General features: G+C 49.0%; 16 protein-coding genes and 2 pseudogenes. 12 read left to right on the top strand and 6 right to left on the bottom strand.

What is annotated here, in order from left to right:
- The first annotated feature begins 22 nt into the window (after positions 1-22).
- Positions 23-943, top strand: a complete 921-nt coding sequence (locus ACJ9Y9_RS02275) for a methyltransferase domain-containing protein (protein WP_407226054.1) — start codon at positions 23-25, stop codon at positions 941-943.
- A gap of 53 nt (positions 944-996) precedes the next feature.
- Complete coding sequence (locus ACJ9Y9_RS02270; protein WP_032676619.1) at positions 997-1,755, top strand: hypothetical protein; 759 nt, start codon at positions 997-999, stop codon at positions 1,753-1,755.
- Between the two features lie 228 nt (positions 1,756-1,983).
- Here the strand turns inward: ACJ9Y9_RS02270 and chrA are convergent, their stop codons facing one another.
- Positions 1,984-3,342: a chromate efflux transporter gene (chrA, locus tag ACJ9Y9_RS02265; RefSeq protein WP_072268467.1), complete on the bottom strand. Its 1,359-nt coding sequence runs from the start codon at positions 3,340-3,342 to the stop codon at positions 1,984-1,986.
- A gap of 114 nt (positions 3,343-3,456) precedes the next feature.
- Positions 3,457-4,410 (bottom strand): chromate resistance protein ChrB domain-containing protein, encoded by a 954-nt coding sequence (locus ACJ9Y9_RS02260; RefSeq protein ID WP_032676617.1) that lies wholly within the window; start codon positions 4,408-4,410, stop codon positions 3,457-3,459.
- 273 nt (positions 4,411-4,683) lie between these two features.
- On the opposite strand from ACJ9Y9_RS02260, the gene nirA reads away from it, so the two are divergent.
- From nirA to nirD, 4 genes and pseudogenes are all read left to right on the top strand, one after another.
- Positions 4,684-5,982, top strand: coding sequence for an MFS transporter (gene nirA, locus ACJ9Y9_RS02255; RefSeq protein WP_032676616.1), 1,299 nt, complete (start codon positions 4,684-4,686; stop codon positions 5,980-5,982).
- Positions 5,983-6,087: 105 nt separating this feature from the next.
- Positions 6,088-6,357 carry a nickel-sensing transcriptional repressor NirB gene (gene nirB / locus ACJ9Y9_RS02250; RefSeq protein ID WP_032676615.1) on the top strand — a complete coding sequence of 90 codons (270 nt, stop codon included), beginning with the start codon at positions 6,088-6,090 and terminating at the stop codon, positions 6,355-6,357.
- Between the two features lie 12 nt (positions 6,358-6,369).
- Positions 6,370-7,512 (top strand): nickel/cobalt efflux protein RcnA, encoded by a 1,143-nt coding sequence (locus tag ACJ9Y9_RS02245; protein ID WP_032676613.1) that lies wholly within the window; start codon positions 6,370-6,372, stop codon positions 7,510-7,512.
- A gap of 159 nt (positions 7,513-7,671) precedes the next feature.
- Positions 7,672-8,165, top strand: a pseudogene (nirD, locus tag ACJ9Y9_RS02240) (nickel resistance OB fold protein NirD).
- Positions 8,166-8,404: 239 nt separating this feature from the next.
- On the opposite strand, the gene ACJ9Y9_RS02235 reads toward nirD, so the two are convergent.
- Complete coding sequence (locus ACJ9Y9_RS02235; RefSeq protein ID WP_032676611.1) at positions 8,405-9,295, bottom strand: integrase domain-containing protein; 891 nt, start codon at positions 9,293-9,295, stop codon at positions 8,405-8,407.
- 89 nt (positions 9,296-9,384) lie between these two features.
- On the opposite strand from ACJ9Y9_RS02235, the gene ACJ9Y9_RS02230 reads away from it, so the two are divergent.
- Positions 9,385-9,678 carry a hypothetical protein gene (locus ACJ9Y9_RS02230; RefSeq protein ID WP_123923334.1) on the top strand — a complete coding sequence of 98 codons (294 nt, stop codon included), beginning with the start codon at positions 9,385-9,387 and terminating at the stop codon, positions 9,676-9,678.
- Between the two features lie 583 nt (positions 9,679-10,261).
- Here ACJ9Y9_RS02230 and ACJ9Y9_RS02225 read toward each other — a convergent pair.
- Entirely contained in the window at positions 10,262-11,449 is a 1,188-nt protein-coding gene (locus ACJ9Y9_RS02225; protein WP_032676608.1) for an FRG domain-containing protein, read from the bottom strand.
- A gap of 186 nt (positions 11,450-11,635) precedes the next feature.
- Between ACJ9Y9_RS02225 and umuD the strand changes: the two genes are divergently transcribed.
- The 5 genes and pseudogenes from umuD (at position 11,636) to ACJ9Y9_RS02200 (ending at position 16,848) form a co-directional block, all read left to right on the top strand.
- Complete coding sequence (umuD, locus tag ACJ9Y9_RS02220) at positions 11,636-12,070, top strand: translesion error-prone DNA polymerase V autoproteolytic subunit (protein ID WP_032676607.1); 435 nt, start codon at positions 11,636-11,638, stop codon at positions 12,068-12,070.
- Positions 12,070-12,297, top strand: a pseudogene (locus tag ACJ9Y9_RS02215) (DNA polymerase V subunit UmuC); the annotation flags it as partial. The gene umuD and the pseudogene ACJ9Y9_RS02215, both read left to right, overlap by 1 nt.
- A gap of 73 nt (positions 12,298-12,370) precedes the next feature.
- Positions 12,371-13,375, top strand: a complete 1,005-nt coding sequence (locus tag ACJ9Y9_RS02210; protein WP_407222986.1) for a tyrosine-type recombinase/integrase — start codon at positions 12,371-12,373, stop codon at positions 13,373-13,375.
- Positions 13,359-15,485 (top strand): tyrosine-type recombinase/integrase, encoded by a 2,127-nt coding sequence (locus ACJ9Y9_RS02205; protein ID WP_407222985.1) that lies wholly within the window; start codon positions 13,359-13,361, stop codon positions 15,483-15,485. Before ACJ9Y9_RS02210 ends, ACJ9Y9_RS02205 begins: the two co-directional genes overlap by 17 nt.
- 154 nt (positions 15,486-15,639) lie before the next feature.
- Positions 15,640-16,848, top strand: a complete 1,209-nt coding sequence (locus ACJ9Y9_RS02200; protein ID WP_407222984.1) for a type II site-specific deoxyribonuclease — start codon at positions 15,640-15,642, stop codon at positions 16,846-16,848.
- A 33-nt stretch (positions 16,849-16,881) separates the two neighbouring features.
- Here the strand turns inward: ACJ9Y9_RS02200 and ACJ9Y9_RS02195 are convergent, their stop codons facing one another.
- Together ACJ9Y9_RS02195 and ACJ9Y9_RS02190 are read right to left on the bottom strand one after the other, a co-directional pair.
- Positions 16,882-18,315 carry a DNA cytosine methyltransferase gene (locus tag ACJ9Y9_RS02195; RefSeq protein WP_039025476.1) on the bottom strand — a complete coding sequence of 478 codons (1,434 nt, stop codon included), beginning with the start codon at positions 18,313-18,315 and terminating at the stop codon, positions 16,882-16,884.
- 296 nt (positions 18,316-18,611) lie between these two features.
- Complete coding sequence (locus ACJ9Y9_RS02190) at positions 18,612-20,750, bottom strand: AAA family ATPase (RefSeq protein WP_407222983.1); 2,139 nt, start codon at positions 20,748-20,750, stop codon at positions 18,612-18,614.
- Positions 20,751-20,877 lie beyond the last annotated feature (127 nt).

Genomic DNA, 20,877 nt, shown 5'->3' with positions numbered 1-20,877 from the left:
CTTCAGATTTAGCGGAGAGGCTATGTATAAAGACTCTATCCAGGCGCGTCGCGAGATTGCGCGGAATTTCACTGCACTCAATTATCGTATTGATCCCCTGCACTGGCAGACGCTCTGCATGGGCGTTAATCGCGACCTTCAGGCCAAAAAATTGCGTCCGAATGTTCCGGTTCCTTCACGGCGGAAGGTCATTCCGTTCCTGAAAATGATGCATCAGGAAACGGGCTCGATGCTTAAAGCGATCCTCGCCTTTGGCTTTGACGGCCCCTGGACCTCCAGCGGCGGTTCGTTTCGTCTGGCGCGGGAAATTGGGTTCGATATCGTTCACTACGCGAAGAACATTCACCACAAAAATGGCACCGTCACCTTCCTCGAAATTGGTGCTGCCTGGGCGGGTTTTCGTGCAGAAGAAGCGGCCAGCCATCAGGCGACAATTTCCGGGCTTGCTGAGGGCTTCAGAGAGCAACTCGGGGAGAGTGCATTCCTGCACTTCACCAATCTCACGCCATGGCATGAATCGCTACCAAAAGGCGTGACTGAGCACCCTTACGTGACGGCTGCCGGGCTGTGTGCCCTGGAGAACCGGGGCGTTCAGGCCGGTGAGGTCGATATTATCTACTCCCAGGCAGCGGCCTATTTCGAGCAGGATTACGCGGCATTCCTTCGCAACGCAGCACGCCTGCTGAAAGGGGATGGCGTCTTAATCTTCAACCATGATCCTGTCCTGGCAAGTGCGATGGATGAAGTCGCCTGGGAGCACGGGCTGCGGCTGGTCAGACGCAAGCAAATGGGCGGCATGAATGGCGCGATTGCCCGCTATCACCGGCTTCGTTCGTCCCCGATGAGCCAGATGGTCTTCCCTGGCGTGAATCGGGCGCAGGATGAAGAAGTGGTCTGTGAATCACTGGTTATGTCGGCGCTTCGTCGCAGCGTGGAGGTGTAACGCCCGATATGTTGACGCGTAGACATTTCCTCACCACCACAGGAGCATTGCTGATGACAACATTACTGCCGGGGGAAACCCTGGCAGCCTCTCTGGCGGAAAGAGTCAGTAATACATGGCAAAAAATAATCACTCGTCGCTCTGCTCAGGAGACGATAACACCGGGCTGGATCTTGCAGTCTCTCGGGCTTCAGAGTGGCTCAACGGAATTGCGGAGAGCCATTTTTGAACTGGTCAGGCGAATGCCCTATCAGCTCGGTTCATGGAATGACCAAAGCATGAGCCTGTTTGAGCAGGGTTTTGGCGATTGTCGTCATAAAGCCGCCGCGGCCGAACGACTGCTGGTTGCCGGTGGTATTACGGCAAGGCGAAAACTGGTGCAGTTTGACTGGGCTGATTTACCCATTCCTCCGGAAATACTGGCCATTTTGCCGCAAACACAGGGGTTTCATGACACCGTGACTTTTGAGTTAGACGGGAAAACATTCCTGTTTGATGCCACCTGGGATATCGCTTTGCGCGGTGCGGGCTTCCCTGTGATGCCTTCCTGGGATGGTAACTCTGATACCTGGTCAGTGACTTCCCGGATGTCGACACAGCAAACTGTACAGATGCCGCAGCCCGGGCAGGACATTTACAGCGCGAACCAGATGAGCTGGCCGCAGCGCGAGAAAACCATGGCATTCAATCAGGCCCTGAACAGCTGGCTGGAGGATATTCGGGCTAACCGTGACGACTGGTGCACCATCATCCACAGCGATGTTGAAGCCACCCGTTTGAGCCTGAAAACCTGCCTTGGGCAATTGAGTTAATACCATTCTGGTCAGGAGGGACTGCGCAGGGAAGCGGTGATAACACCTCCGACACTCTTTATGCTGCTTCAGGTATAACGCTGGGATACCTGAAGCTTTTTTACGCCATGTACGATTCCAGTGAGTGCCGGCAATCAGCGAATCCGGCATAAATGGTTTCAGGGGGCGTTAACAGGCAAAACCTGACAGTTTTTTCTCTTGCCTTATCGTTTACAGACTAAAGAACACTCAGGGTCCTGTACCGAGTAGATGAAGAACAATCCCGGCGGCGCAACAAGTGGCCAGTGTCGTCATCATTCCCAGCTTCAGGCGGAACAGCGCCAGCATGGCAACACAGGATAGCGCAAGTGACCAGGGTTCCAGGCTGGACAGTACCGGTACCTGCAGGACCATGCCAAAAGTGCGAACAACATTAATTTGCGCAAACAACGTATGCAGGGCAAACCAGACGGACAGGTTGAGTATCACTCCCACGACAGCGGCGGTGATGGTAGACAGTACGGCATTGAGTGCCTTGTTGTTACGCAATGCCTCGATATAGGGCGCACCGATAAAAATAAACAGAAACGAAGGGGTAAAGGTCACCCATTTGGCTAAAATACCGCCCAGCGTCCCGGCCAGCACCGGGCTGAATACTCCCGGATCGCGGAATGCCGCCATAAATCCTACAAACTGCACAACGCTAATCAGCGGACCCGGAGTGGTTTCAGCCATCCCCAGTCCGATTAACATTTCCCCCGGGGTAAGCCAGTGAAAATGTTCAACAGCCTGTTGCGCCACATAAGACAGTATCGCGTAAGCCCCGCCGAACGTGAGCACGGACATCTTACTGAAAAATACCGCAATATGGGTATAGACGTTATCAACCCCCATCGTGACCACAAAAGCCATCAGCGGTCCCAGCCATATCAGTAAACCCAGGAGCGTCACTTTTATGGCTCTTCTGTGAGAAGGTCGCACGTGTTCAGGGATTTCCTGAGCAAACGCGACATCAATCGCTGCCCCGGAATCATCCGCCGCATCGGGTTTGTCAGAGCCTGAACGGGGCTGAAAAGCGCTGATCCCGGTTTTACTCCCGATAAATCCGATCAGCGCAGCTGCCGCAATAATGAACGGAAAAGGGATGGCAAACACAAATATCGCGATAAATGACAAGACGGCAACACCCACCATGGCCTGGCTTTTTAGTGCCCGCCGGCCGACCCGCATTACGGCTTCCAGCACTACGGCAAGCACCGCAGCCTTGAGGCCAAAAAAGAGCGCCTGGACAATGCCAATCTGGCCATAGCTGGCATAAATCCAGCTCAGTGTTCCCAGGGCCAGCAGGCCAGGCAGAATAAATAATATCCCGGCAGCAAGCCCTCCCCGGGTGCGATGCAGTAACCAGCCGATATAGACGGCCAGTTTGTGTGCTTCCGGACCAGGAACAAGAGTGCAATAGTTGAGGGCGTGCAGGAAACGGGTTTCACTGATCCAGTTTTTTTCTTCCACCAGTATCCTGTGCATCACGGCTATCTGGCCTGCCGGTCCGCCAAAACTCAGCGCGGCAACCCGCACCCATACCAGCAACGCTTCTCGAAAAGACACACCGTGCCGTTCATATGCCGGTGTTTGCTGAGAGGGAAATACCGGGTCTGAAGAACTGCTGTTATTGATGTCCATGACTATGATGACCTGTGTTGATGGATCCACACCGGAGGCTTAATGACCCGGCTTATCGTCGCTGGAGGCGCTTTTGCTGTAGGTCAGCAGAAGGCTGTCAAAAATGGGACAGGCCGCATTCAGCAGTTGCTCATCGTCGGTAAAGGTTTCACGTAATCCCGCCAGAATACTTTCCACCCCGGCAGCCTCCGGGGGCTGGGCACCGCCGACATCAAGGTAATGCACGAGTATCCCGGTGCGTGAAAGCCCCTCCTGTTCCAGAGAAAAACCAGCCAGCAGCACTTCAAAAGTTACCCTGTTATCCACATGACTGAATGTGGCCCCATCGAAGTCAAACCCGATAGCTCCGGCCGGACATTCCGCCGGATTGCTCATCCAGAGAAATTTTGCCCGGGGATCAATAAAGCGCCGGATTAACCACGCACAGGCCAGTCTGTCCACCCAGGGACGCCGTCGTGTTGCCCAGACTCGCTGTTGATAGTCACTTATGCGTAACTTCGGGATGGTACCGATCACCATATGAGGTTCATCAGGTGACAATATCCGCGAGCAGGCCATCTCCAGTTCCTGTAGTGCATTGTCCGCCTGGCGCTGCGCCTCTCCCGGAAAGAAGTCGATGTCAGCAAGACCGGTAAACGATTTTCGCAGTTTGCGAACCAGCCTGAGTGTTTCCTGGACATTCCCCCCGGTCAGGGCTCCCTGTGCACGTGAGATCTCTACAAGCAGTACCGCAAAATCTTCACCACGATCGAAAAGATTGGCGAAACAGGAACCTTCAGGCTCTTCAGTATTGAGTACCAAAGCCATCCCTCCAGCATCACAGACATCCTTTGCCTGAGCATCCAGAGTCATCCTGCATAATTCTGTTTCAGGCATCAGATAGACACCATCCCGCAATACTGCCGCTCCGGACGCTTTGAGTGCACGCCAGATCCGCATCCGGACGGCGGCGTTTTCTGTCGGAAGCGACAGGATGAGAAGGAGATATTTCATTTTCACTCACCACTCTCTGTTTATTGTCTCCCCTCCTTCGAGGGATTTTGTTAATGATATAACAGAATGAAGAATATGCTACATATTTACAATGAATGCGAATAGAGTGGACTCGCTGATGAAGACTTAATGAGCTTAAAAACTGAAGTTAATTACTGACGAATGTCTCTTTAATCCTCCCCACCAGGATAAAGCTTGTCATTTTTTTCAGCTCCCTCTATGCTTTCAACATCCCCCTGGGGGGGATGTAAATTCAAGCCAAGAGATTTCCTGATGCTCAATATTCTTTCTAATCGTACCTACCGCCACCTGTTTATGGCACAGGTTATCGCCCTTATCGGCACCGGTCTGGCGACCGTTGCCCTGGGGCTGTTAGCCTACGATCTTGCCGGAGACAGGGCCGGGGCGGTTCTGGGTACCGCACTGGCTATCAAGATGAGCGCCTACATTCTGGTTGCGCCTGTGGCAGCGGCCTTTGCCGACAAATTCCCGCGTCGAACCATGCTGGTGACGCTGGATCTGGTTCGCGCCCTCGTGGCTGTCGCGTTGCCTTTTGTCACCCAGATTTGGGAAATCTATATCCTGATCTTCATTCTTCAGTCTGCCTCGGCGGCGTTTACGCCAACCTTCCAGGCGACAATCCCGGATATTCTTCCTGACGAACGCGAATATACCCGGGCGCTGTCTCTGTCACGTCTGGCCTACGATCTGGAAAGTGTAATCAGCCCCATGCTGGCGGCGGCGCTGCTGACGGTCATGAACTTCCACAACCTGTTTGCCGGTACGGCGGTCGGGTTCCTCGCCTCAGCGACTCTGGTTGTTTCCGTGACGTTGCCAAAGATGAAAGCGTTAACGGTCAACCGCAGCATCTATGACAAAACCACACGGGGCATGCGCATCTTCCTGAAAACCCCAAGACTGCGCGGCCTGCTGGCACTCAACATGGCCGTGGCCGCAGCAAGTGCGATGGTTATCGTCAACACCGTGGTTCTGGTTCAGGCGGACTTTGGTCTCTCGCAGCGCTCCACCGCCATTGCGCTGACCTTCTTCGGTGTCGGATCCATGATATCGGCTCTGATTCTCCCCAGACTTCTCGACAAAATGAGTGACCGCATGCCGATGCTTGTGGGCACCGTACTCTTAGTCGTTGGCCTGGGGCTGGGCATTTTCCTCAAGGATTACATCACGCTGGTTGTGCTCTGGACGCTGCTGGGCGTGGGCTATTCGCTTTCTCAGACGCCGAGTGGTCGCCTGCTGCGCCGTTCTTCTACGGCTGAAGACAGACCGGCACTGTTCGCCGCCCAGTTTGCACTGTCGCATTCATGCTGGCTGGTGACTTATCCGCTGGCCGGGTGGGTCGGTGCAACATGGGGGACACAGGCTTCGTTCATCGCCCTGACCATTGTGGCCGCACTGTCACTGATTACTGCCGTTCTTATCTGGCGGCCTGAGCATGAAGTTTACGCCCAGGTTCACAGCCACACCGATCCAGAAACAAACAACGAATCGACCCATGAGCATGATTTCGTCATTGATGATGAACACCCTTCATGGCCGAAGAAAGAGAAGTAATTTCCGTAAAACAGACAAACGGGCAGGAGAGGATAAGCCGATAAAACGTGTGACCATGGCGTTGATACACATTATCTTATCCCCTCCACCTGGAGAGGATAAATCATGACCGTTCACGCATCACACCCTGACATTATTAAAAGACTTAAGCGTGCCGCAGGGCACCTGAAAAGTACCATCCAGATGCTCGAAGATGAAAAAGCGTGTCTGGATATCGCCCAGCAGCTGCACGCTGTGGAAAAGGCGATAACGAATGCGAAGCGTACCTTAATTCATGACCATCTGGATCACTGCCTGGAGGACGCCCTTCATGCCGACTACACTGAGTCTGATAACACGCTTAGCGAATTTAAAGAGATAACCAAGTATCTTTAAGGCAAGCGAAATATGACTGATTTTTCTGCTCTTTTACAGCAAGGCGTGGCGAATGCCTGGCTGTTCATCCCCAGCGCGATCCTGCTGGGTGCGCTTCACGGCCTGGAGCCCGGGCACTCCAAAACAATGATGGCCGCCTTTATTGTGGCTATCCGGGGAACGGTCAAACAAGCCGTATTATTAGGGCTTGCTGCGACCATTTCGCACACGTCAGTTGTCTGGCTGATTGCCATGGGCGGAATGTATGTCAGTCAGAAATTCACCGCCGAATCGGCTGAACCCTGGTTCCAGCTGATTTCAGCGATCATCATTCTTGCCACGGCGGCATGGATGTTCTGGCGCACCTGGCGCGGCGAAAAACTGTGGAAGATGGAGCAGGAAGAGGAACACGGCCACGGTCATCACGATCACGACGAAACCCGCATCATCGATACCGGTCATGGCAGCATTGAACTCTCAATTTTCGAGGAAGGCCAGCCGCCTCACTGGCGTTTACGCACGCTCAGCGGCAAGAAATGGGAAGCCCGCGATATCTCGCTGGTCACTAACCGGGGCACAGGAACATTTTCACAGGCCTTTGATTTCATCGAAAAAGACGGGTTTATGGAATCGGCCCTGGCGATCCCGGAGCCGCACAGTTTTGATGTTCGTCTCTCTTTGGGTCATCGCGGCCATGTACACGATTATGATGTGGAATTCCGCGAGCATGAACACGGTCACGATCATGACCACGATCACTCCGCGCTGGAGGGACTGGATGTTAATTCCCCCGAGTATCAGGACGCCCATGAGAAAGCGCACGCGAACGACATCAAAAAACGCTTTGCCAATCGCAGCGTAACCACCGGGCAAATTATCCTGTTCGGCCTGACCGGAGGACTCATTCCTTGCCCGGCAGCCATTACCGTTTTGCTGCTCTGCATCCAGGTGAAAGAATTTACGCTCGGTGCCGCGCTGGTACTGTGTTTCAGCATTGGGTTAGCGATTACGCTGGTTTCAGTGGGCGCAGCAGCGGCTTTCAGCGTTCGTCAGGCAACAAAACGCTGGAGCGGCCTGGATACGCTGGCACGTCGGGCCCCGTACTTCTCAAGCGTACTGATTGCCCTTGTTGGCATCTACATGGGTTATCACGGCTGGATCGGCGTGACCCGCTGATTTCGCCTTACATGACTCTTCTCTGAACCCACCCCCCGGTGGGTTTTTTATCTCTGAAGCCCATCACATTTTTATCCCCCTACCGGGGATAGCAATTGAGCTTTTACAGGCGCTCATTTATCATCAAATCATCCCCCCTGGGAGGATGTAAAATCATAAATGGAACCTGCTATGCAAAAACAATATTTCAGTCAGATTCGTCGTCAGTTCTTCAACGTCACCGGTATGTTACTCACTTCATTCATCGCCATTCCTGCCCTGGCAGCGCAGGGCGGCTTCTCCGCTGAGAAAGAGCCTGTCGTCACTGAGCGCATGTACGCCGGTCATAAAGTTCAGCAGGAGAATGGTCAAAGTCGTATTCAGGCCGTTCCTTCAATGCGCGAAGGGGCGTGGGTAACGCTGGAAGGCAATGTTATCAGTCAGCAACAGGAGGAATGGTACACATTCCGTGATCCTACCGGCACCATCAAAGTGCGCATTCAGCAGAAGGTCTGGAACGGGCAACATTTCGACGCTCAGGATCTGGTGCGTGTTAGTGGCCAGGTAAGCCATGAAAATGGTAGTACAATTTTAGACGTTGCAGTTATCAGCAAACCCTAAAACACAATTCTGGCGAACGGCACTTTTCTGGGCATGTGAAGTTCGTCAGTTGAATTCACAGCTCAAAGCAGACTGTCAGATTTGATTGTGTGCTGCCAGATAAAACTGTCAGGTCAAGTCTGAGCTAATACACATCAGTACGGGTGAATTTGTCGCCGTAATACGCATGTGCCTCCTGTGAACAGGCAATCTCATAATGCCCCCTGTCTATAATACAATACGTAAAACCCGTTCCACCCATCCCAAAAACACACGCCCAATAACCGAATCGTCACCAGAAACAAAAACTCTTTTACTCATTACCCTCTACCATATTATAAACACGAGCCACGTAATGTCCCCTGCCATCGCCATGTCCCAGATCCATTGATGTCAGAGCCTGTGCCTCTTCTTTAGTGAAACCTCTTTTCATATGATAATTCATGACATCAACAGAGTAGGCATAGCGTAAACTATGAGGCGCATATTTTCCTGTTAATCCGGACTCACGGACAACATTGCGATAACGTTCAATCGCTGTATGTAATGATGGCTTATCAATCAACTTTCCATTATTTTCATTCAAATGTTTAAGGGACGCATTGATTGCAGCCAGAGTTGACTCGCGATCTAATACCGTTGTATCTCTTGGTCGTCCTCCTTTTGTCCCAAATACAACACGTATTTTTTCGTTACCATTGAGTAAAGCTTTTTGCCAGGTACGCAACGATTTAGCAGACTGTACTGTTTCTTCTGTTCTTAACCCGAGTAATCTGGATAATCTCATTGCACATGCAACGCCATCATCCTTTTGCTCTACACACGTCAATACCTGCCGAAAATAAGCATCGGGAATAGCAACCTTAGTTCCATCCCGGCTCGTTTCCGAAATACCCAGAGCCTGATTGCTCAGTTTTTCATGAGAAGGATTTGCCATGAATGTTTTCCCCGCAACACGTAACAAAGCCCGGATAGCTGCCATTTCGTTCTGAAGTGTGCGTCTGGAAATATCTTCGGAAAGGCGGCTCTTCATATACAACTCGATATGCCCCGTCTTGATATTTTTAATATCTCTGATTTGAACATTAAGTTTTAATAAACGTTCGGCAAACCTGTCCGCAATTTTCATTCGGTCAGAAACGGTTTTAAAACTTCCCCCTGCCTGCCTGGCAAGTGTTTTAAGATTTTTATTCAGTTTTGCCATAAACAACCCTCCATTTAAACAGGTGTCAGTGCTTTTCCGTCTGCGTGAACGGAAAAGCACTGACACCGGCTGCGCCACAGCTACAGACGATGAATTTCACCCCGACGGCACGGTTTATGGTTGCCCTTCCTGCGTCTCGACAGATATCTGTGCATCGGGGCGGCGAAATGTTGAGTTATTGCGAAGCTCCCCAGGTCTCTGACCTGTTCGCGGTTTACACCGGGCTGAAATTAATCAGTCTGCTTCCACACACCAGTATGTTGACTGGTGTCGCCATCGATATCGTGTCGATTTTCTCCTTTCAGAATGAAGTCCTTACCCGTTTTTACGGGAAAGACGTTTGGTTGATAAATGAACAAACAGTGAATGAAGTACGTTTTTAAGGCCCTTAAACCTTTAAATACGTGTTGGTCAGTTGGTAAAAAAGTTGTCGAAATGGCAGTGCGTCAGCTCTGCCAGTTATGCGCTGCGCGCGTCACTTGGTACTCGTTTCACTCGTGCACAAGTGACGCCGCGCTCCTCTGCTCTCAATGCAGTCGTGGAAGATGCCCAAATGTTCCAAATGGTCATATCCACGCTGCAAAGTTCGCAACGGCCAGCAGCGTCATAAAGAGTGAAAACGATAAGAAAATTGCGACCAGACAACGGCTGCAAGACGTACCTAAAAAACAGATACAGAAGTGAAAGGGACCTTCATCGCCAGATTCAAACTGTATGCGATCTTCGTTTTCAAAGGGTAAACGAAGTTACCGCCCGAAGGCGCCACCTCTCAGGTCACGGTGGCATTGGCATGGCGATCACCCGAAGGCGCCTCTCTCAGATCGCCGAGGCATTGGCATGTTGCATACAACGCAACGGTACAACAGAGTCATATTAGATCAGAGCTCGATCCATTTTCAATGGTTACGACAATAAAAAGCGGAGCTGGTATGCTCCGCATTTAAATCATGAAATAACGGTATATATTCAATTTTGACTTTCTGAAACTATTTTCTCTTGCATATACTCTGTGAAAGACATTATCTCAGGATATATGAATTCTTTAGTGAATCCATATAAATCCAGTTCCTTCCTGATTTCAATAATTTTCTCTTTTGGAATGACTATCTTCAAAAGCCCCGAGTTTGATTGTAAACCGGAAAGACTTTCCTCATCTATTTTCGACACCGTATTACTTGCACCAAACATGGAGGCCGCATAAACTTCTTCATTTATTTTATTTGAAAAAAGCAATACGCCCTGCTGGTTTTTTACCCGTTGATTTATCGGTAGTGGTTTTATTATAGTCTGATGCTTATTAAAAATATCAACGTTATCGTGACTCCTACTGTAATTGTAGTCTAGATCCCCTAAGAATTGTGTCAAACTCCCAAACAAACGGGTGACAAGATTTTGACCAGTAAAACTGAAATTCAGAGTCATTAAATCAAAAAGATGAAGGCTTTGATTCAAATATAATTTAATCCCTGTCCCTGGTTCATAATGAATTAAGAGTGAACTTACATCATCCAGATAATCTTTTATATTTTTCAATAAAACTGGATCAGAAGGGTTCGAAATATAAAGAGCATGGTTAGATTTATAAAACTGAGAACTTCGACGGTAAATTTCCTTGTAAGCATCTTTCTCTGATTTTATTGCAGCGAGAAATTTCGAGCTTTGCACTACATCTAATTTACTATCTGGAGTATCCCAAATCATAAAAACAGAAGCATCAGTTAGCTCATCTGAATTTTTTCTTTTTTCTGTAGCAAAATACAGAGCAACTAATGGGCTTTTTGTCCAGTCGATAACCCTTGTCGATAAACCATAGTGTTGAGCTGTCACATGAAGATCAATTTCGTTCATAGTGTATCCGCTGATTATATTCACATCAGGATACACAACATGATTATCTTTAAAATTCTCATAAAGCTTATGTGCCAACACATACTCTGAAATGTCATCAGTCTGCATTTGTTGAGTAATAAAATTATACTGTGTTATATTAAACGGTTTTAATTTCGTATTATCTAACAAGCGATAAAGGCTGGAATTCACTCCATGAATAGCATTTCCCTGCCCACGATAAAAAACTTTTTCATTTCCCGGTGAGAATCTTTTCACCACCTTAAGAAAATCACCTACGGAGCTTATTACCTCTTCTGCACACATATTTTTTCCTTTTTTCAATGCGTTAGTGCACTAATATTTGTCTAATTATCATTATCTGCTGTTTTACGTAATGATAAGACAATAACATCAAACGATGCTTTATCAACAAGTTAAAAAACAGTACTTGATTCTTTCACCCCCTCAATTAATACTGTATATGCATACAGTTAATCAATGGGTGAGATCATGCGTGTTTTATCCTTCCTTAGTCCAACATCAGAGCCGCCAGAAGTATCGATTCCATTGTTTATCGAGAGCTGTTCCGCAGGTTTTCCCAGCCCGGCACAAGACTATGTAGAAGCCGAACTAGATCTGAACGAATACTGCATTCAGCGACGTGGCTCTACTTACTTTGTACGAGCTATTGGTAATTCAATGACAGACATCGGTCTTCATTCAGGTGATTTAATGGTTGTTGATAAGGCCGAACCAGCACGGCATGGCGATATCATTATCGCGGAGATCGATGGTGAATTTACCGTTAAACGACTGCTGCTCACCCCACGTCCGGGGCTGCAACCAATGAATCCTGCGTATCCAACGCTATGGCCAGAGCCAGAACAGCTACAGATTTTTGGAGTTGTTACCGCTTTTGTTCATAAAACTCGCGGAGCACAGTGATGTTCGCCTTAGCCGACGTGAACAGCTTTTATGCGAGCTGTGAGAAAGTCTTTCGTCCTGACCTGCGTGGCAAACCAGTAGTAGTGCTTAGCAACAATGATGGCTGTGTGATCGCACGCTCAAAGGAAGCCAAGATTCTGGGTATAAAAATGGGCGTACCATGGTTTCAGCTCAAAGCGATGTCATTTCCAGAACCCATCGTCACGTTCTCCAGTAATTATGAGCTCTAGTAAGTTAAGTGGAATGCAACATTTCCTGTGTAAACTTTGAACAGGGTTCCTGATTACAAAGGAGAAAACAATGCTCACCACTTTATTCTGTACTCCTGCCAGTTCACAGGCAGAACGATGGTTGGGGTTATTATCCGATCTCGGCAGGTCACCGGCGACAATTCATGCCTACCGCGGCGCACTTACTCACTTCTTTCACTTCTGCTGCCAGCAGGAATTGCCCCCCGAACAGGCAAGCTTTGAAGATATCGCTGCGTACATTCGCCCCCAGTTACCCGGCATGCCTCAGTCTGCAGCCAGTGCAACGCTTCAGCTTCGCCTTTCTGCTATACGTCTGTGGTTTGACTATCTGATTTACATGGGGGTAATTATCCGGAACCCTTTACCGCGAGCAGGCACACCCCACATGCCTTCAGCAGGACGCGGTATGGTCCAGCGAATAACACGACTGCCACAAATTCCGGATGACGGCCAGTGGTATCATCTCTTGGGTTATATATCAGACTGTTCATTGCGCGATCGCCTGATGCTAGCTCTGGCGTATCATGGTGCGCTAAGACGCTCTGAGGTGACAACAATAACCATAGAGGATATCGATCCTGCCCACAGGCTTATACGGATTCGCGCCGAAAACACTAAAGGCAAACGCGAACGGGTGGTCTGCTACGGCCCGGCGATTACGCCGGTACTGGCAGCACATCTCAGGAACCTGAGGCAAACGGGTATTACTGGTGGAGCACTGTTCCGTTCGTTTTCTGACAGAAATTATGGCTCACCGCTTTCATACTGGAGCTGGACTAAAACGGTTCGCGAGTGGTCAGACAGGACCAGCATGCCATTTCTGACCACGCACACCTTTCGTCACCTGCGACTGACACATCTTGCCCGGGCGGGATGGAAGCTGCATGAGATAGCAACCTATGCTGGTCATCGTGATCTACGCACCACGCAGATATATATCCATCTTTCAGGCACTGATCTTGCGGCCAGAATGGCGACGACTGTTGCGGAGACTGACCGGAAAATCGCAGCTATCATGTTTGGCCCGGAGAGAGAGAATGACAGGCAAGCGTGATAAAGGTTTCATATACGCGCATTTTTGCCGTGCAGATTATGACCTGCACGCTGGCTTTAGTTCTGAGCAGAAAGAAGCGCTAAGTACAAGCCATAAACGCTCCCGTAACTATGGCAGGTCCGGTTCCCTCTCTTCCCTGATCACCCCCCTGCTGGATATCGCCAACAACAGTGGCACCGGCTGTAGACTTACCCGCACTGTAATTATGGCGATGCTGACTGAAATGCAAAATGTAGGGCAACCCTGCTGGAACTGGCGGAAAGACCAGTGGATCTCCCTGTTTGATAAATATCGTCGCGGTAAACCACTTATGATGGCATTTGCATATTATCTCGGTCCATTCACGTCGCCGCTTCAGATCCCTCATGAAAACACTCTGTCGCTTTACGCCAGTGCCATCTACGGCAACGCGATTTTCCGGGACCAGCTGAACCGGCTGTCGGAAGCACTGATATCTCTGGGCTATTCCCCGCAGCACCTGCGGCATGCCGTTTCCTCCCCCTTGGGTCTGCTGATGCTACTCAATGATAATCCCAGGCTTGAAGAGATGACCACAGAGCTTCTCTGGCAAGCTCAGCAGTACCACGATAAGCGCGTATCAAGACACGTAGGGAAAATTTCTCATGGGCTTGCCGCACTTGGCATTATTGCAAAGCCGGTACGAATGCGTAACTACACCGAATGGCATGAGAAGCCGGTCGAAAATATCAGCCCTGAATGGGTCGCGTGGTGCAGACGCTGGCGTGAGACATCTGTGCTTCGTCCCAGAACCCGTGAAAACCAGTACAGCTTTATTCTTCGCTGCGGCCTCTGGCTGGCAAAGGAGCATCCCGAGGTGAAGGTCCCGACAGACTGGTCTATTGAGACATGTGCCAGTTTTATCGCTGCTGTGGGGAGAATGAAAGTGGATGAGCTGTCTCTGGGGACTGAACATGGACTGCGGAAGTCCAAACGCTCCGGAGAGCCCATGATGCCACATTCACGTGCACATTTTATCTATTCGCTGCGACGATTTATGAGCGATTTCGAACTCTGGGGCTGGGGACGCCTTAATTTCAGCCCCGCCCGTCACCTTTTCACGCCGGATACCCCACTTTTTCGCCGTGGTGTAAATCCGAGAGTGATAGATGATCCCGTCTGGCTCAAACTCATCTGGGCCAGTCTGAACCTGCGCCACGAAGACCTGCTCAGTGAAATTCACTATCCCCTTTCCATGCTTCAGGCAATGGCTGTTATCTGGACCCATGCAGGTTTACGACAGAATGAACTCCTGCGCCTGACTACGGAATGCGTCACGCCTCAGTCAGAAGACATTATCAGGGAGGATGGTAGTGTCGTTCCTGCCGGAACACTATGTTATCTAAACGTCCCGGCAGGAAAGACATCGAAAGCATTTGTTAAACCCGTCTCTGTCATTGTAAAAAAATATGTAGACATATGGTTGAACGTCCGTCCCGTGGATCAGGCAAAACTGAATGATGATCGCACCGGAGAAAAAGTCCGTTATCTCTTCCAATATCGCGGCAAGCCGGCAGGCAGCGATGTGATTAACCGGACGGTCATCCCAGTCCTCTGCGCTAGAGCGGGGCTGCCGGTTGAAGACAGCGGAGGCGCCATAACCAGTCACCGTGGACGGGCTTCAGCCCTGACTGCGCTTGCCAGCGTACCACAGGGCATGTCGCTGTATGAACTGATGCAGTGGTCAGGTCATTCATCACCACAGTCAACCCTGCATTACATTCGCATCCGCCCTACACAGCTGGCAGCGTCATTTGTGAAGGCCGATCGGATAGCCCATATGATAAGCGTACTGGTCGATCACGATCCGGAAGCGGTCTCGCCCACTGGTCCGGCAACCTATTATGACCTTGGTGAGTCCTTCTGCATGAATCCATTCTGGAGCAGTTGCCCGCACAGAATGGCCTGCATTGGTTGCGATTTTAATCTGCTGAAAGACAGTGCGCGCGGACTGATGCTGGAGAGTAAAACATCTATCAGGCGTTATCTCGAAGAGGTCCCGCTCACGCCTGATGAGAAAACCATTGTAGAGCAGGATATTAAAAAAGTAGAACAGGCTCTTGCAAAATTAACCGGTAAGTCCGGAGGATAAAATGAACCAATATGAGCAAAAAGCGAAGATTGCGCACATCAGAGCATATTAACCAATAGGTTGCAGATCAAATCGCCTGTAACAGCCTTTCTGGTTGTTTGTATATAATTATGAAAAAATGGTGAGTAGAGTTTCAGGGTAACAGGGGATGCTTATGTCGGTTTTCCACAACTGGCTACTTGAGATCGCATGTGAGAATTACTTCGTCTACATCAAACGCCTTTCCGCCAACGATACCGGCGCAACAGGTGGTCACCAGGTAGGGCTTTATATCCCTTCAGGTATCGTTGAAAAACTGTTTCCGTCTATCAACCATACCCGTGAACTGAACCCTTCGGTTTTTCTCACCGCACATGTGTCATCGCATGATTGCCCTGACAGCGAAGCCCGGGCAATTTATTATAACAGCCGTCATTTTGGTAAAACCCGGAATGAAAAAAGGATTACCCGCTGGGGTAGAGGCAGCCCACTTCAAGATCCTGAAAATACAGGGGCTCTGACGCTCCTGGCTTTCAAGCTTGATGAGCAAGGGGGGGACTGTAAGGAAGTAAATATTTGGGTATGCGCCAGCACTGATGAAGAGGACGTCATTGAGACCGCTATTGGTGAAGTTATACCCGGAGCGCTTATATCCGGCCCCGCAGGACAGATTCTTGGCGGACTATCTCTACAGCAAGCGCCAGTAAATCATAAATATATTCTACCTGAAGACTGGCACCTGCGCTTTCCGTCGGGAAGTGAAATTATTCAGTATGCAGCCAGCCATTATGTGAAAAATTCCCTTGATCCGGATGAGCAACTTCTTGACCGCCGGCGCGTGGAGTACGACATATTTCTGTTGGTTGAGGAACTGCATGTTCTGGATATCATCCGGAAAGGATTTGGCTCTGTGGATGAATTTATTGCGCTGGCCAATTCTGTCAGCAATCGCCGTAAATCCAGAGCCGGGAAGTCGCTGGAACTGCACCTGGAGCATCTATTCATTGAGCACGGCCTGCGACACTTTGCGACGCAGGCCGTCACAGAAGGTAATAAAAAACCCGATTTCCTTTTCCCTTCAGCAGGGGCTTACCACGATACTGAGTTTCCCGTAGAAAATCTGCGCATGCTGGCAGTCAAGACTACCTGTAAGGATCGCTGGCGTCAGATACTGAATGAGGCCGATAAAATTCATCAGGTGCATCTGTTTACACTCCAGGAGGGAGTTTCTCTGGCTCAATATCGGGAGATGCGGGAGTCGGGTGTCAGACTGGTCGTGCCATCATCTCTGCACAAAAAATACCCGGAGGCGGTGAGAGCTGAGCTAATGACGCTAGGTGCGTTTATTGCTGAGCTGACAGGGCTTTACGCAGATATTACATAGAGAATCTCCCGGCATAAATACCGGGAGGAGCGATCAGATTCGTTCAACCTTGCACGAATCGGCATAAACCGCTTTCAGGATATAAGGTTCAAGCAGTTTGGCTACGGCTTCAAACACGGGCACCACTACGGAGTTACCGAACTGCCTGTACGACTGAGTGTCTGACACAGGAATGCGAAAAGGCCTGCCATCTACTTTTTCAAAACCCATAAGGCGCGCGCACTCTCGTGGAGTCAGCCTGCGGGGCCGATGCGCCTGATTTTCTTCGTTCGCGAAGTCTGTTTCACCCGTGGCCATATCCCAGCCACGATCTATCAGAATTTCAGACCCGTCTTTGTGATAGCGAGCAGAAAGCGTACGGGCAATGCTTTCTTTATTTTCAGGATTAACGAGGCCAAAACCGAATCCGTTACCCTTAGCTGCGTGCTTTTTGGCGTAGTTATAGAGATACTCCCAGAGTTTCGGCGTCAGTATATATTTGCTGTCAACCACGGGTTCCAGCAGTTCGCCAAATGACGGACGCTGTTCCGGATAAAAACGACTAATATCGCGCAGGGTAAAGCCCTGGTGAATATTCAGATCACGACGGAAACCGACCAAAACGATACGTTCACGGTGCTGAGGTAAAAAGTGCTTTCCGTCGATAACTTTAGGATCGTTTTTGCCCATCTCAGCTGCATCCGCAACTTCATAGCCCAGTTCGTCGAGGGTATCCATGATGACTTTAAAGGTTTTACCCTTATCATGGCTCTTCAGGTTTTTAACGTTTTCAAGAACAAAGATGGCAGGTTTTTTTGCGCGGATAATACGCGCCACATCGAAGAAAAGCGTTCCCTGAGCCTCACATTCGAAACCATGCGCGCGTCCGAGCGAGTTTTTCTTGCTTACACCCGCAAGGCTGAACGGTTGACAGGGAAAACCTGCCAGAAGTACATCATGATCCGGCACATGCTCATTAATGTAAGCATAGGCATCGTTTTCAGGTACTTCAGGTTTATCACTGAGCGTGACTTCCCGAATATCGAGATTGAAAGTGTGTTCCTGAGCATCGTTAAACCAGTTAGCTTTATATGTGCGCACAGCCTCTTTATTCCATTCACTGGTAAAAACACACTGGCCACCGATGGTTTCGAAGCCCTTCCGTATACCTCCAATGCCAGCAAACAGGTCAATAAACCGGAAGGCATAGTCAGGGTGATGTGCAGGCGCTTCCGGAAGCATTTTTCGTAGAAGTTCCTCTTCGGCTAACGTCAGCGACTTAGGTGAGCACTTACCATTAATCCAGCGATTAAGAGTCTCGCGACTCCACTCATTTTTACCAACTTTTCTAAGCAGTTCAGCCACGTACTTCTGGTCATAGATTTCCAGCACCTGCCCGAGCAGCTTTTTATCATTTTCCTGACGCAGTTGTTCTTCCGCCTCTGCTTTCTCAAGCAGATCCTGCGCCAGTAATTCAAATTCAGACATATTGCCTCCATTGGGTCTTATGGGTGAAACTGTATCACTCATTTGACCCAGAGGAAATGTTTTTATCTGGATATTTAAACAGGGTTAATGTTAACGGAAATCAGCTTTTTGTCATTACAGGGAGATACTATCTGGCGGCATAAAAAGCGCATGTCTCGCATGTCCCAACTTTAGAGGCTTCTGTGTCTCACCAAAAAGGCCTGCTTATCAGCAGGCTCAATTGAATTGGAGATCCAGGTAGGTGAGTATTACTACTCACCTTCACTGCTAAGAAGAGTTACATCTAGACCATACGCTCAGGCCGTTTCCAGTTCAGCATCATCGTTCGACGCCCCGATATTAAGGAGCAGCCTGTCACATTCAACAATAACGTATTCCGGGATAAGATCGAATCGTGTGGGGTCTAGTTGGCAGATAAACTCGTTTTCAATATGATAGGTTTCATTCACAAACTTGCGAATGACACGGTTATCGGCCTCAGGTTCCAGTAGTCGGAACACCTGAAGTTTTTCATAGCCATTCGTGCAGCTTCGATATAACGACAGAATTTTGTCAGGATCATTCAGCAAGCTCAGCATATGGGGGTAATCAAAACCAAAAATATTTTTAGTGATTAAACTGCATCCATTAAGGAAGCTCTCCGGGTCCATCATCGGGTACCCTGTTCCTTCAATCAGAGGTAGGCGTGTGTCAATTGGTTCCTCTCGGCGGTGAAACAAGTTAGAAAGTACCTGATAAACATCACCTCGATTGTCCATGATTTCATAATGCCTGCGAAGATAAATGAGCTTGATCAGGTCATCACAGTCGGATTCGAGAACCACTTTGCAGATTTGGGCAAACGTCAGAATATCGCTTTCGCGGATAGGTAATTCAGTTATCGTGCCAGTGCTATAACGTAAATAGGATGCAGTAACCTGGTTACTAAACAACTTCTTCACCGACTTCAGAGTATCGATGATTGGCTCAACGTCATGTGTAAGCATCAGTACCGTCTGGTTTTTCAAACACTCAGATGAGTCACGGCGGAACAACATTTCTAGGATGGCAAATTTTTTGTTTTTATCAAACGAAGAGATAGGATCATCGAGAATAATCAGGTTGGGCTTACGAGCAAGGCATTCGTACATAAAAAGAACGATCGAAAAGGCATTACGCTCGCCGTAGCTCAAATGTTGGCTACCTCCACTGAGATAGTCGGTATAGTCGACATGGCGAAGCTTAAGACGGCACTGTTCTCCATCGCCAGATATATCTACCTGATAGCGGTAACCCGCATATGCCAGAAAAGTGTTGATATCCTTCTTGTGTTTCTGAATGAGCCGCTGCATGCCAGCGCGCTGCTTGTTGATTTGCCCCTGCAGCAAACCAGCCTGGGAAATGAGGCTATCTAACGAGGCGTTCAGTCGCCCAATTGTTGCAAGAGTTTTATCAGATTGCAGCTCGGAAAAATACTTCACATCCAAACGAAAAGAGGCTAAAGAGGCACGAATATTTCCGGCGTCGTTAAAAGTAAAGCTGTTCAGGGTTTTTAATGTTAAGAGCATGGCCAGAAGATTTTCTGTCTGCTGCTTTACGGTAACAAGATAGTCTTCATGCTTCTTCTCCAATCCTCCCTGTAACGTCGTTATTTCCCTCAGACGGGAGCGTGCGGCTTCGGAAAAATACTCGCCTAATTTATCAAGTACTGTGATGATACCAACCAGATTTTTGATCACTGCTTTGTCATATTCAGCGCTTACTTTGCTAATTTGTTCTGCTTTATCGTGAGAATCACCTGTGCAGAAAGGACAGCATCCCTCAGAGAGTGAGCAGAAATTTTCATACCCTTTGGTCTGCCACTCGATCCACTCTACATTACGAGGACTCTGAATAAATGGCTGATAAGACTCTAGCCCGGAGGGAATATGCTGAAGCTTGTTACCCCCTGCCAACCCCTTCATCCCAGTAGAGGCTTTAGATAAGCCCTTGCTTGTCAGCTTGAACGCACCACTAAGCTCCTGAAGATGTGTAATAAATAGCTCAAGTTCATCATTACCACTGAATTCCTGCCGGATTGCCATTACCATCGAGTCGATCTCTCGCTCCGTTTGGTTGTAAGCTTCTGTTTTGATAAAGATGTCAAAGCTGTTACTAATCAGTTCATCAGGCTGAAATGTGAACTGAGATACGTACTTTTCATCAAAGCACATTACATCCTGAATTTGCTCTGTACCCGTTACACTGGGCTGAAAATCGTCGGGATTCGCTGCTCGAAACTTAAAAGGTAGCAGACTGTTAAGACCAGCGGCATCACGAGAAACACTGTGCAAAATGGCACGTGATATGGTGCTTTTACCCGTGCCATTTGGAGCGAACTTAATGTTAAGTTTATTTTCAGAGAGTGTAATGCAAGCGTTATCTATGTTATTGCAGTAGTTGATTTCAACATCCATTGAAAAATCCTTCTAACATGCTGAGCTGGAGAAGACTGTATCTTTTTATTAAACCCATAACGGTGGTCTTTTCATTTTGCCATCGCATCAGGGAAGCCAAACAGATAGCTGACTACCTGCCCTGACG

Source organism: Enterobacter sp. CPE_E1241, assembly GCF_045618265.1.
In the GTDB taxonomy this organism is placed as follows: domain Bacteria; phylum Pseudomonadota; class Gammaproteobacteria; order Enterobacterales; family Enterobacteriaceae; genus Enterobacter; species Enterobacter adelaidei.
Note: the sequence above shows the minus strand (reverse complement) of the source record. Positions and strands in the feature narration are given on the sequence as shown.

Excerpts from the sequence above, each read along its gene's own strand:
- ACJ9Y9_RS02275 (WP_407226054.1), top strand. The coding sequence starts at position 23 with ATGTATAAAGACTCTATCCAGGCGCGTCGCGAGATTGCGCGGAATTTC.
- ACJ9Y9_RS02270 (WP_032676619.1), top strand. The coding sequence starts at position 997 with ATGACAACATTACTGCCGGGGGAAACCCTGGCAGCCTCTCTGGCGGAA.
- ACJ9Y9_RS02260 (WP_032676617.1), bottom strand. The coding sequence starts at position 4,410 with ATGAAATATCTCCTTCTCATCCTGTCGCTTCCGACAGAAAACGCCGCC.
- nirA (WP_032676616.1), top strand. The coding sequence starts at position 4,684 with ATGCTCAATATTCTTTCTAATCGTACCTACCGCCACCTGTTTATGGCA.
- nirB (WP_032676615.1), top strand. The coding sequence starts at position 6,088 with ATGACCGTTCACGCATCACACCCTGACATTATTAAAAGACTTAAGCGT.
- ACJ9Y9_RS02245 (WP_032676613.1), top strand. The coding sequence starts at position 6,370 with ATGACTGATTTTTCTGCTCTTTTACAGCAAGGCGTGGCGAATGCCTGG.
- ACJ9Y9_RS02235 (WP_032676611.1), bottom strand. The coding sequence starts at position 9,295 with ATGGCAAAACTGAATAAAAATCTTAAAACACTTGCCAGGCAGGCAGGG.
- ACJ9Y9_RS02230 (WP_123923334.1), top strand. The coding sequence starts at position 9,385 with ATGAATTTCACCCCGACGGCACGGTTTATGGTTGCCCTTCCTGCGTCT.
- ACJ9Y9_RS02225 (WP_032676608.1), bottom strand. The coding sequence starts at position 11,449 with ATGTGTGCAGAAGAGGTAATAAGCTCCGTAGGTGATTTTCTTAAGGTG.
- umuD (WP_032676607.1), top strand. The coding sequence starts at position 11,636 with ATGCGTGTTTTATCCTTCCTTAGTCCAACATCAGAGCCGCCAGAAGTA.
- ACJ9Y9_RS02210 (WP_407222986.1), top strand. The coding sequence starts at position 12,371 with ATGCTCACCACTTTATTCTGTACTCCTGCCAGTTCACAGGCAGAACGA.
- ACJ9Y9_RS02205 (WP_407222985.1), top strand. The coding sequence starts at position 13,359 with ATGACAGGCAAGCGTGATAAAGGTTTCATATACGCGCATTTTTGCCGT.
- ACJ9Y9_RS02200 (WP_407222984.1), top strand. The coding sequence starts at position 15,640 with ATGTCGGTTTTCCACAACTGGCTACTTGAGATCGCATGTGAGAATTAC.
- ACJ9Y9_RS02195 (WP_039025476.1), bottom strand. The coding sequence starts at position 18,315 with ATGTCTGAATTTGAATTACTGGCGCAGGATCTGCTTGAGAAAGCAGAG.
- ACJ9Y9_RS02190 (WP_407222983.1), bottom strand. The coding sequence starts at position 20,750 with ATGGATGTTGAAATCAACTACTGCAATAACATAGATAACGCTTGCATT.